Annotated in this window: 12 protein-coding genes; all 12 read left to right on the top strand. The window is 59.7% G+C overall.

Annotated features, from left to right (window positions below; translation table 11 throughout):
- Position 1 precedes the first annotated feature (1 nt).
- Genes neuB through RJ527_08040 form a run of 12 tightly spaced genes read left to right on the top strand, consistent with a single transcriptional unit; the run spans position 2 to position 12,031 of the window.
- On the top strand, positions 2-2,251 hold the full coding sequence (gene neuB, locus RJ527_08095; protein WND77694.1) for an N-acetylneuraminate synthase: 2,250 nt from the start codon (positions 2-4) through the stop codon (positions 2,249-2,251).
- On the top strand, positions 2,248-2,883 hold the full coding sequence (locus RJ527_08090) for an acetyltransferase (protein WND77693.1): 636 nt from the start codon (positions 2,248-2,250) through the stop codon (positions 2,881-2,883). The genes neuB and RJ527_08090 overlap by 4 nt, the downstream gene beginning before the upstream one ends.
- Positions 2,880-3,938, top strand: a complete 1,059-nt coding sequence (locus tag RJ527_08085; GenBank protein WND77692.1) for a nucleotidyltransferase family protein — start codon at positions 2,880-2,882, stop codon at positions 3,936-3,938. The genes RJ527_08090 and RJ527_08085 overlap by 4 nt, the downstream gene beginning before the upstream one ends.
- 28 nt (positions 3,939-3,966) lie before the next feature.
- Positions 3,967-4,881, top strand: coding sequence for a methyltransferase domain-containing protein (locus RJ527_08080; GenBank protein ID WND77691.1), 915 nt, complete (start codon positions 3,967-3,969; stop codon positions 4,879-4,881).
- A gap of 18 nt (positions 4,882-4,899) precedes the next feature.
- Entirely contained in the window at positions 4,900-5,160 is a 261-nt protein-coding gene (locus RJ527_08075) for an acyl carrier protein (GenBank protein ID WND77690.1), read from the top strand.
- A complete protein-coding gene (locus tag RJ527_08070; protein ID WND77689.1) occupies positions 5,161-5,586 on the top strand; it encodes a MaoC family dehydratase in 426 nt (141 codons plus the stop codon). It begins immediately after the preceding gene.
- Positions 5,565-6,659, top strand: a complete 1,095-nt coding sequence (locus RJ527_08065) for a hypothetical protein (GenBank protein WND77688.1) — start codon at positions 5,565-5,567, stop codon at positions 6,657-6,659. The genes RJ527_08070 and RJ527_08065 overlap by 22 nt, the downstream gene beginning before the upstream one ends.
- A gap of 5 nt (positions 6,660-6,664) precedes the next feature.
- A complete protein-coding gene (locus RJ527_08060; GenBank protein ID WND77687.1) occupies positions 6,665-8,440 on the top strand; it encodes an HAD-IIIC family phosphatase in 1,776 nt (591 codons plus the stop codon).
- A gap of 53 nt (positions 8,441-8,493) precedes the next feature.
- On the top strand, positions 8,494-9,252 hold the full coding sequence (locus RJ527_08055) for an imidazole glycerol phosphate synthase cyclase subunit (GenBank protein ID WND77686.1): 759 nt from the start codon (positions 8,494-8,496) through the stop codon (positions 9,250-9,252).
- Positions 9,249-9,866, top strand: a complete 618-nt coding sequence (gene hisH / locus RJ527_08050) for an imidazole glycerol phosphate synthase subunit HisH (GenBank protein WND77685.1) — start codon at positions 9,249-9,251, stop codon at positions 9,864-9,866. The genes RJ527_08055 and hisH overlap by 4 nt, the downstream gene beginning before the upstream one ends.
- A gap of 39 nt (positions 9,867-9,905) precedes the next feature.
- On the top strand, positions 9,906-11,063 hold the full coding sequence (locus RJ527_08045; protein WND77684.1) for an N-acetyl sugar amidotransferase: 1,158 nt from the start codon (positions 9,906-9,908) through the stop codon (positions 11,061-11,063).
- 26 nt (positions 11,064-11,089) lie between these two features.
- The gene (locus tag RJ527_08040) at positions 11,090-12,031 is read left to right on the top strand and encodes a polysaccharide deacetylase family protein (GenBank protein WND77683.1); all 942 of its coding nucleotides are present in this window, start codon (positions 11,090-11,092) and stop codon (positions 12,029-12,031) included.
- The last annotated feature ends 39 nt before the right edge of the window (positions 12,032-12,070 follow it).

Here is a 12,070-nt window from a genome sequence, read left to right as displayed (position 1 = left end):
CATGGTCCGCCGCAAAATCTGCGTACTGACGGCGACACGGGCCGAGTACGGCCTTCTCGTGCCGCTGCTGCGCGCGATCGAGGCCCGCGACGATCTGTCGCTGCAACTGGTCGTGACGGGAACCCATCTGTCCGACGCGTTTGGTCGCACGGCCGACACCATCGAGGCCGACGGCTTTTCGATCGCACGGCGCATCGAAATTCTGCAACCGGGCGACGACGCGCAAGCGGCCGCCGACACGATGGCGGCAGCGCTGTCCGCCTTCACCGCTTGTCTCATCGACCTGGCAGCGGATGCTCTGGTCCTTCTCGGCGATCGCTACGAAATCCTCTCCGCCGCCACCGCGGCGACGCTGACAGGGATACCGATCGCCCATATCCACGGCGGCGAGGTGACCGAGGGCGCGTTCGACGACGCCCTGCGTCATGCCGTCACCAAGATGGCGCAACTGCATTTCGCCGCCGCCGAGCCCTATCGGCAGCGAATAATTCAAATGGGTGAGTGCCCGGCGCATGTCCACACGGTCGGCGCGCTGGCGGCGGACAATCTCAGGACCCTTACCTTCCTGGACCGCGCCGCCCTGGAATCGCGCCTGGGACGGCCGCTCGGCACGCCCCTGCTGGTCGCGACCTATCATCCCGTGACCATGGCAGGTGACGGCGGTCTTGCCGGCGTCGAAGCCCTGATCGCGGCCCTGGAGCGGCGGTCCGATGCCGCCGTCGTGTTCACCGGGGTCAACGCGGATCCCGGCCGCGACGCGGTCGCACGCGCGGTCCAGGCATTCGTCGAGCGCAGCCGTGGGCGAGCCTCGCTGCATGTCTCGCTGGGCAGCCATCACTATCTCAGCCTGATGAAGATCGCCGACGTCGTGATCGGCAACTCGTCGAGCGGCGTGATCGAAGCGCCGATGATTGGAACCCCGACCGTCAATATCGGGCCGCGTCAAGCGGGACGCCTGCGCATGGCCAGCGTCGTCGATTGCGACGCGGCCGCCGACGCGATCGACGCCGCCCTGACCCGCGCCCTGGCGCTCGGCAAGCCTGAAGGGCTCTCGGACGAAAATCCGTTCGGCGACGGTCATGCCGGCGCAAGGATGGCGGAGCTTCTGGCTGCGACGGATCTCACCAGCCTGCACCGCAATTCGTTCCATGACATCATGCCGGCCGTCCCCATCACGCAAGCGCCCGTGCTGGTCATTGCCGAAGCCGGCGTCAACCACAACGGATCGCCCGATACGGCGAAGGCCCTGATCGATGCCGCGGCGGCCGCCGGTGCCGACGCGGTCAAATTCCAATCCTTCAAGGCCGACGATCTGGTCACTGCGGAAGCCGCAAAGGCGGCCTACCAGTCGGATCGCACCGGATCGGACGGAAGCCAGCGCGACATGCTACGCGCGCTGGAGCTGGATGAAGCGGCGCAGCACGACCTCGCGGCGCACTGCCGGGCCAAAGGCATCGCATTCTTATCGACGCCGTTCGACATGGCATCCCTACGGTTCCTTGCCGACAGTCTTGCTCTGACAACCATCAAGATCGGATCAGGTGACCTGACGAACGCGCCTCTGCTTCTCGAGGTTGCGCAACGCGGCCGCAGCGCCATCCTGTCGACCGGAATGGCGCGGATGGACGAGATTGAGGCTGCGCTGGGCGTGCTCGCCTTCGGTTACACCAATCCCGGAGGCCGGCCTGAGCGGGCCGCCTTCGATCGCGCATTCCGCAGCCGGGCCGGGCAGGCAGCGCTGGTCGACAAGGTGACGCTGCTGCAGTGTACGACCGAGTATCCAGCGCCAGCGGCCGACCTTAACCTTCGGGCCATGGATTCCCTGTCTGCTCGGTTCGGGTTAGCCGTCGGATTCTCGGACCACAGCGACGGGCCGGCCGCCGCCCTCGCCGCCGTGGCGCGGGGCGCTCGGGTGATCGAAAAACATCTCACCCTGGACCGCACGATGATGGGTCCGGATCATGCCGCGTCCATGGAGCCCGCTGATTTCGCCGCCATGACCGCGGCCATCCGCGCGGTCGAACAGGCGATCGGTGACGGCCTCAAGCGACCCCTAGAAATCGAGAACGCCAATAAGACCGTAGCGCGGAAAAGTCTGGTCGCGGCCCGGCCCATCGGCAAGGGCGAGACCTTCACCACCGAGAACCTGACAGTCAAACGGCCCGAGACGGGCGTGCCCGCCCTTGAGTACTTCGATTGGATTGGTCGCCGTGCCGCGCGAGACTTCGCCGCCGACGAGATGATTTCGTGACCCGTCCTCTCGTCATCATCGGCGCCGGCGGCCATGCTGCAGTGGTGTTGGACGCGGCCCGCGCGTCGGGATGGGAGATTGTCGGCCTCGCCGACGCCGACCCGGCACGGCAGGGTCAGTGCGTTCTCGACGCGCCGGTGTTCGGGGGGGACGACGCAGTTTTCGCGCACGCCCCGTCGGACGTCTTGTTGATGATCGGAATCGGATCCACAGCGAACACGGCATTGCGCCGTGAGATTTTTGACCGCTTCGCGGCACATGGCTACGACTTCGCCACGGTAATCCACCCGGCGGCTATCGTGGCGCGCGATGTGACCCTCGGAGCCGGCACCGTCGTCATGGCGGGAGCGATCATCCAGACCCGCTGCCGGCTGGGCTCGAACGTAATCGTCAACACCGGCGCGCAGATCGACCACGACGGAACGGTCGGCGACCATGCCCATATCGCGCCAGGCGCCGTACTGTCCGGCGACGTGACGGTGGGTGATGGCGCGCATATCGGAGTCGGCACAACGGTATTGCAGGGTATCGCCGTGGGCGAGACATCGGTATGCGCGGCGGGCGCCGTCGTGATCCGCAACGTTGCCGGCGGCAGCACGGTTGCAGGCAATCCCGCACGGGAGATCGAATGATGGGAAATTGGCGGGACACCATCGTCAGACCGCACGACACGATCCTCGCCGCGATCGAGAGCATCGAACGGGGCGTTCTGCAGATCGCCCTTGTACTCGATGACGACGGGCGCCTGATCGGATCGGTAACAGACGGCGACGTGCGGCGTGCGATCCTCAAGGGCGTCACCCTGGATCAGCCGATCGAGCGCGCCATGAACGGGGCACCGTTCAGCGTCACCGTCAACTATGACAAGGACGACCTTAAGGCCACCATGCTTGCACGCCGTCTGCATCAGGTTCCAGTCGTCGACGACAGCCAACGCGTGACTGATCTGGTGGTCATCGACGATCTCGTGAAAGGCGGGCGGGCGAGGGACAATTGGGTCGTCCTGATGGCGGGAGGCCTCGGCAAGCGTCTGCACCCGTTGACCGAGACCACGCCGAAACCCCTAATCGATGTCGGCGGCAAACCGCTCCTTGAGAGCATCGTCGAGAAGTTCGTCAATCAAGGATTCCGGCATTTCTACCTGTCGATCAACTACAAGGGCGAACAGATCCGCAACCACTTCGGCGACGGTGGAAAGTGGGAGTCCGTGATCCGCTACCTCGAAGAGGACATGCCCATGGGAACCGCCGGTGCACTAAGCCTGATCAAGGATGTGCCCGACACGCCGCTGATCGTCATGAACGGCGATCTGGTGACCGAGATCGATTTCAATAGCGCCCTCGAGTTCCACATCGAACAAGACGTGATCGGAACCATGGGCGTTCGGACCTATGACTTCCGCGTCGATTTTGGCGTTGTCGATATCGATAACGGCCGGATCAAGGCGATTAACGAGAAACCCGTGCACAAGTTTTTCGTGAACGCGGGCATCTATGTTCTGGAGCCTGACGCGCTCCTGGATATCCCGCGCGGCAGAGCAATCGACATGCCACAGTTGTTCGAATCGTGGATGGCCGGCGGCCGCGACTGCGCCGCTTTTCCGATCCACGAATATTGGCTGGACGTCGGTCGTATCGAAGATTTAGAAAGGGCCCAACGCGAGGCCGCCAAGACCGGCAAATCGTGAACTCAGATGAAAGCACGCCCCTAACGATATGAACCAAGTATCGGATCAGTCCTACGTCTCGCGCCTGAGAACCGTCATCGGCTCCCGCTTTCCTTATTTCAAAGGGACGATCGATCGTCAAATCGACGAGTTTGGTCAAGACTGGGTCGATTTCTTCGACAGCGAGATGGCGATATTTTTCTCCCGCGAGCCCGAGGCATTCGACAAGGCAGTGGAGGGATACGGCCGTTTTGCACTTGAAGCGATGAAGCTTCAGGTCGCCTTTGACAAGACCCGGCGGTATACTGCAAAAACCTACGAGGAGGCCTCCCAGGAGGTTTATCAAAACGAGCAGTACATGCTTGAATTGTATTTGCCCGGGATTCTCCTCTCTCATTTTCTTTGGCGACATCATTACAGGCAGCACATCTTTTTTTGTGAGAAATTTGCGCCTCGGATTCTCGCGCATGGTGGCGAGATGTTCTATGACGTCGGAATCGGGACGGGCTTTTACTCCAAGGAAATGCTTTCGCTGAAACCTGGGATGCGGGGGAAAGGGTTCGATATGAGCCCGTTCTCCAAGAAATTCACCCAGAACACGATGACGTCGTTCGGGTTCAGCGACCGCTACGACGTCACTCTGGGCGACATCACGCAAGCATCTGACGTGCCCCCGTCACCGTTCATCGTGAATATCGAAGTCCTCGAGCACCTCGAAGATCCGCAAACTTTCCTCAACGCGCTCTCGGGGATGCTCCAGAAAGGTGGGTTTGGATTGATCTCCGCCGCGCTGACAGCACCAAACGCGGATCACATCTATCTCTACAACGACCGACGGGAAGTGGCGGCCCAGTTGTTGAAGGCAGGTTTCACGATTCTGGACGAGATCGAAGACCCTGCCTACGAGCCGAAGACTCCAGCCAACAGCGTTCCGCGCAACGCGGCGTTCATCGTGACGAAGTAAGAAGGAGCGGCATACCCCATGGCATCCGTGTCTGAGGCCGAACAGCGAATTTTCGCGGCCATCACCCCGATTTTCAGAGAAGTCCTTGAGGACAGCACCCTGGAGTTGAGCCGCATGCTCGACGCCCACCAGGTCGAAGCGTGGGACTCTCTCAACCACATTACCCTCGTGGTCGAACTCGAAGGCGCTTTCGGAATTCAATTCACCACCGACGAACTGGCAGCAATGGCGAACGTCGGCGATCTGGTCGATTGCCTCCTAGCGAAAGGCGTTGGATAAGTGGACACGAAAGTGCTCAATCTCGACGATATCAGCGTTGGCCAATCGGCACGGCGCGAGTTCACCTTTTCCAAGGACGTCGTTACGCGGTTCGGCGATCTTGTGGATGACCATGCACCCGTTCATTTCGACGCCGGGTTCGCCGAGAGCCAAGGGTTCGACGGCACCATAGTCCACGGATATCTGCTTGCCAGCCTGTTTTCCGGACTTCTGGGCGAGCGGCTGCCTGGCCCGAATACTGTTATCAATGCCCTGTCGCTGAAATATCACCAACCTGTTCCAGTCGGTGAGACCGTCACCTTCGAGGCCACCGTCGATCAGATCAGCCCTGCGGTCGGCGCCGTGCTCCTCAAGCTGACAGCCGCCAAGTCCGATGGCGAGATCGCCGTGAGCGGCCGCACCACGTGCAGTTTCAGGACGTCCTGACCGTTTCTCTCATGCTGGCTGTTCGCGTTGCCGATACCTTCCCCATGGCAGAGTGGCCTGTGATGGACGCTTTTCTATCGGACAACTACCGACCTCAGTACGTGATGCGTGACCGGCAATTGTTCGCGTGGCAATTCGGTTGCAGAGAGCATCCCGAAACTGCGCATGTCGTCTGCACATATTCCGCAGATCGTCTCGTCGGCATTTTGGGATATCGGCCGACGGACGTGTTTTGGGGCGACACCAATTCCAGGCTTACCGGCGCTTGGATGGCCAATTGGATGGTCACGCCTGAACACCGGCACGGCGCGGGGGCGCTGATGATGCGCCGGCTCATGGAAAAGTACGACATTCTCCTGGGTCAGGGCGCAGGCAAGATGAACGTTCCGATCGCAAAAATTCTAAAGTTCAGCATCTTCGACCGCATTCCCAGGTTCATCGCCGTGTTCGACGCCGACAAGACGCGCGACTATCTGGTATCCGCCGCAGACATGCCCTCCTGTGCGGCCCCCTCCGGCCCGGAAGCGCATGTCAGTGACGGCCTGCCGGAAGGATATGCGCCTGACTGGTCGGCGTATCCGGGGCTGGCCTACGGTACTGTCCGTGACGCCGCCTATCTGCATTGGCGATATGTCAATCATCCGATCTTCCGGTACGAGATCAAGTGCGCCGGCAGCCCCATACATCCCGCAATCTGCGTCTATCGCATCGAAGAGACCAGAGGTGACGTACGCCATCGCGTCGGCCGCCTGACAGAGTTCTTCTTTCCGCAAGATGCAGAGGGGGCGAGGAATGGATTGGCCGTGCTGAGTGCAACTCTTACCCATTTGCAGAGCGCGGGGTGCGTGTTCGCAGATCATTACAGTTCCGCTGCGTTCAGTCATTCGGTCATTACGGCGACAGGCATGGTCGCCGCGACAGACCTGCCCCTTGCGACACGTTTGTCACCTTTTGAGCGCACCCACCATCACCAGAACCTAGAAGTCTGGTGCCGCATGGCGAACGGTGCCCCTACGCAACTCGGCGACGTATACGTCACCAAGGCCGACGGCGACCAGGACCGACCGAATTGATCTCCATGGCCGATCAAGCGGAAGAAAGCACCCGCAAGCAGTTGCTGGATGCATTCGACGTCAGCCTACCCCTGAGCAAGCTTAACGCGCTCGTCAGGAAATGGCGCGCCCTCGACAAGAGCGGCGCGGGGCTAGAATGCGGCAAGCCGATCAAAGTCGCGGTTCTCGCCAATTACTCCTCTCAGTTCCTCTGTGGTGGCCTCATGCTGGCCCTGGGACAACACGGATTCCACGCCGAGATTTTCGAAGGTGGATACAATCAGATCGAAATGGATCTTTTGAATCCGGATGGGGCGCTACGGGCCTTTCATCCCGATGTTATCCTGATCAGCCTGACCACGACGCTTCTCGCGCTGCGGGATACGGAGACCCGTCCCGCGGAGGTTTCAGCGCAGCTTTCAGATGTCATCGAGACGGCGCGCGAGACTTTTCGAGCGCGTATCGTCCTTACGCTGCCTGAGCCCCTCGAGGAAGAGAGACACAGCGGAGCATGGTCGATCGCGTGGCGTCGCGAGTTCTGCGACACGCTTCGAGAGCGCCTCGCCAGCACCTGCGTGCTGGTCGATATGGAGCCGTTGATTCGGAAGGTCGGTTCCGACAACTGGTTCGCCGGGCGTCTCTATGTGACGCAGAAGCTGACCGCCCATCCCGATCAGACCGCAAGGATTTCTGATTACCTTGGGCAGCATATTGCAGCCGCCGTTTCCCGCCCGGTCAGGCTTGTTGCCGTCGATTTGGACAACACGCTATGGGGCGGCGTGGTCGGTGAGGTCGGATGGCAAGGCGTGGACCTGGACCCGGAAGGCAAAGGCCTTGCTCATCTGAAGCTTCAGCGCTTCCTCCTCGACCTGCATGAAAAAGGCGTACTTATCGTCGCAGTGTCGAAGAATAACCTACAGGACGCGTTGGACGTTTTTGACAATCGGCCGGAGATGATTCTTCAGCGTGAACACTTCGCCGACATGATGATCAACTGGAACCCTAAGTCGCAGAACATACAGGCATCGCTCGCAAACCTGAACCTGACTCCGACCGGCACGGCCTTCATTGACGACAATCCTGTCGAACGGGCCGAAGTCCAAAGTATGATGCCTGACGTGCATGTGCCCGATTTTCCCGCCGACATGATCGACCTTGTCCCGGCGCTTTGCGCGGATGGCCGGTTCTTGATCCCTGGGTCGACGGAGGAAGACAAGAACCGTCAACAGTTCTATCGAACCGAGAGCAAGCGTCTTCGCGCAAAGACGGAGGCAACCGACCTGTCGGGATTCTACGACACTTTAGGGTTGCGACTGCGTCCACAGGCCATTGATGCCAATAACATGAACCGGGTCCTTGACCTGATCGCGAAGACCAATCAATTTAACCTGACAGGCGTTCGTCACGGCGCGTCCACGGTGGAGAAAATCCTTGCGATGGACGGCGCGATCGGATGGACCTATCAACTTAACGACAAGTTCGGCGATTACGGCCTGATCAGCGTTGTGCTCGGCGTGCCGGAAGGCGATGCCCTGGCCATCGAAACATGGGTGCTGTCATGCCGCGCCATGGGACGCACGGTCGAGCACGGCATTATCAACCACCTTTTCCGCTCGGCCGCGGAATATGGATACAAGGAACTGAAGGGCGTATTCGTTCCCCTGAAACGAAACCAGCCAGTTGCCGACCTGTATTCCAAGCTAGGGTTCGGCGGGCCGCAAACCAGCCCAGACGGACGCAGAGTTTACCACCTTCCCCTGGCGGGACAACCCCCGGCCACACCACATGTCGAGGTGGCGTGACGCAATGCTCAAATTGACACATGACTGTACTGGCCGCAGGGGAACCGCGTCGAATGTCTGAGGTCCGGGTCATCGCGCGTCTCGACATCAAGAGCGAAAACGTCATCAAAGGTATTCACCTCGAGGGCCTGCGGATCGTCGGGAGGCCTGGTGAACTCGCCCACAAGTACTACACCGAAGGTGTCGATGAGTTGCTTTTCATGGATGTCGTCGCCTCTCTGTACGAACGCAACAGCATTCTGCCAATCGTACAAAGCGCCGCCCAGGACATTTTCGTGCCGATGACCGTGGGGGGCGGGATCAGAACTCTGGGCGACATCAAGGCGGTCCTCAGAAGCGGCGCAGACAAGGTCGCGATCAATACGGCAGCGACGAATCGCCCCGAATTCTTGACGGAGGCGGCTCAGACTTTCGGTAGCCAATGCATCGTTCTCTCCGTCGAGACCATCAAGCGCGGGCCCGGCCATTGGGAAGTGATGACCGACAACGGACGCGAGAAGACGGGGCGCGATGTCCTCGAATGGGCCCGGGAAGCTGAAGAAAGGGGCGCGGGCGAAATCCTCGTCACGTCAGTCGATGCGGAAGGAACCGAGGCGGGTTTCGATCTAGATCTCGTTAAGGCGGTGACCGCGGCAACCACCGTTCCGGTGATCGCCTGCGGAGGTGCGGGAACGCCAGCCCATTTCGTCGATCTGATTAGAGCCACCGGCGTACGGGCCTTTGCCTGCGCATCGATCCTTCATTACAGAAAATGCGACATCGCCACGATCAAACAGACTCTGCGCGAAGAAGGGTGCTCCGTCCGTCCATGATTTGCGTGATCGACTACGGACGCGGAAACCTGTTCAGCATCGGCCGCGCGCTCGAAGTGCTTGGCTTTGACTATTTTCTTACCGAAGACCCGGACGCGGTCGCAAGATCATCCCGCGTCATCCTTCCAGGTGTTGGCGCATTCGGGGGCGCCATGAAGCGCATCCATGAACTGTCGCTCGGGCCGGCCCTCCAAGAAGTTGCCGCGCGGGGCGATCAAGTCGTCGGCATTTGCCTCGGCGCCCAGATGCTCGCCTCGCAAAGCTTCGAGTTCGGGAATCATAAGGGCCTGGATCTGATCCCCGGCGAGGTCCGGCGGCTGAAGGATCCCGCCGATGCCGCAGGCACCCGGATCCCCAACATCGGTTGGCGGAAGGTGGATGCGCGAAGCGGATACGCGTCCCTGGCTCAGCTCGGTGTCGACCCGTATTTTTATTTCGTCCATTCGTTCGCCGTGCGATGCGCCGATCCCGCTCACGTTCTCGGGACGATCGACGTTAATGGCGAGTCCGTCCCTTCGATCATCGGGAAAGACAATGTGATGGGCTTTCAATTCCATCCTGAAAAAAGCGGGCCGGCCGGACTGAATCTGCTTGCCATGACCTTGAACAGTTGACCAGCCGCCTCGGCGATAACCAGACCAGAGAAGTCGAACATGGAAAAACAGGACGTCCTGACGAAGTACAACCTTCCCCAAGAGATAAGGTTCTGCAAACGCTGTACGGTATCGAACCAACGGCCGCGCATTACGTTCAACGAAGAAGGTGTTTGCAGCGCCTGCACTTACGCCGACTTCAAGCGAACAATCGACTGGAAAGAGCGCGATCGGGAGCTTCGCGACCTGTTGGATCAGCACCGGCGCACCGACGGCTCCTATGATGTCATCGTGCCGTGCAGCGGCGGCAAGGACGGAAGCTACGTCGCCTATCAACTGAAGCACGTCTACAACATGAATCCACTCTGCGTGACATGGTCTCCGAACATCTACACGGATATCGGCTGGAAAAACCTGAGGGCATTCATCGCATCCGGCTACGATCACATAATGGGGACAGCCAATGGCGTGGTGAACCGAAAGTTGATGAATCTCGCCTTCAAACATATGGGCGATCCATTCCAGCCATTCATTTACGGACAAACGAATTTCCCCCGGCAGATGGCCGTGCGGTATGGCGTGCAGCTCATTTTCTACGGCGAGAACGGTGAACTGGAGTACGGCGGCGACATGAAGGAAGTGAATACTTCCAAGAGGGAATTTTCCGATGATATGAAATTCGCCTTCTCCGGGATGCCGCTGGATTTCTGGGAGTCCCACGGCCTCCCACTGAAGATGCTTCAAGCCTATCAGGGGCCGAGCTATGATCAGCTCATGGAGAACGGAACCGAGTGGCGGTATTTTGGCTACTATAAGTTCTGGGATCCGCAGGAGGCCTATTACCACGCCAAAGAGCACACGGGCTTTACCGCTAACCCGGAACGCAGCGAAGGAACCTATTCCAAGTACGCGAGCCTCGACGATCAGATTGACGGGTTCCACTATTACTTGGCCTACATCAAGTTTGGCATCGGCCGATGCACATCCGATAGCGCCCATGAAATTCGCGACGGCAAGATCAGTCGTGAAGAGGGCGTCGCCCTTGTCAAGAAATTCGATGGAGAGTTTCCGGCAAAGTACTTCAAGGTCTTCCTCGACTACGCCGGGATCACTGAAGAAGAATTCTGGGAAGTCATCGACTGTTGGCGCGCCGACCACATCTGGGCCAAGTCTGGAAACGACTGGGTCCTACGCAATCCCATCTGGACACAGGACTGATTCAAGCGGTGTTCCCCCACGGCCTCATGTTCCATCACTTCCACGGTCACGGTCACGCGGCCGGGGATGGCGCGATCAACGGGGAGGAATTCGCCGCGATTATCGACTATGTGGGCCGAGACAGGCTACTAGGAGCTCGAGAGTGGCGGGAGAAGTACCTGCGCGGAACGCTTCAGGCCGACGAGTTTTGCATTACCTTCGACGACAACCTGCGCTGTCAGTATGATATCGCGCTGCCGGTTCTGAACGCCTTGGGGCTGACGGCGATGTGGTTCATTTGTTCCCTGCCGCTCGAGGGCAAACCTCTTCGGCTTGAGGTCTATCGGCACTATCGCACCGTCTGCTTCCCTACGACGCAAGCGTTCTATGACTATTACTTCGATGAGCTTTCCCGTTCGGAGTTCGCTGACATCTATATGGAAGGTATCGAAGGCTTCGATCCGGATACCTACCTGGACATCTACACTTTCTACTCCCGGTCTGACCGCTTGTTCCGATATGTCCGGGACCGTGTACTCGGACAAGAACGCTATTACGCCTTCATGGACACGCTCATCGCCGCCTCCGACCTCAACGTTCATTCCTTGCTGGGCCACCTATGGATGGATGCGGACGCGGTAAAAATGCTAAGCGACGACGGCCACGTGATCGGTCTGCATTCGCACAACCATCCCACGGCGCTCGCTAACCTGAGTATCGACGATCAGCGCCGGGAGTATGAAGAGAACAAATCCGTTCTTGAGCAAGCATGCGACGCGCCGATAACGGTCGCGTCTCACCCCAATAATTCTTACTCGGTTGAGACCCTGGGGATTTTGAAGGATTTGGGTGTCACACTCGCATTTTGCTCGAACATGACCATCGGGCCGGCAGCCGGGCCATTGCAAGTGCCCCGAGCGGACCATACGAATATCCTCAACATGATGAAGGCAGGTGACGCCTACGCAATTCAGGATTCGGGGAATTGACGGGGACACCCGCCTCCGGACGCTCGTCATCCTACCCAT

It is taken from the genome of Thalassospiraceae bacterium LMO-SO8, from assembly GCA_031655335.1.
In the GTDB taxonomy this organism is placed as follows: Bacteria; Pseudomonadota; Alphaproteobacteria; order Rhodospirillales; family Casp-alpha2; genus UBA1479.
This window is presented reverse-complemented; position numbering and strand designations above follow the sequence as displayed.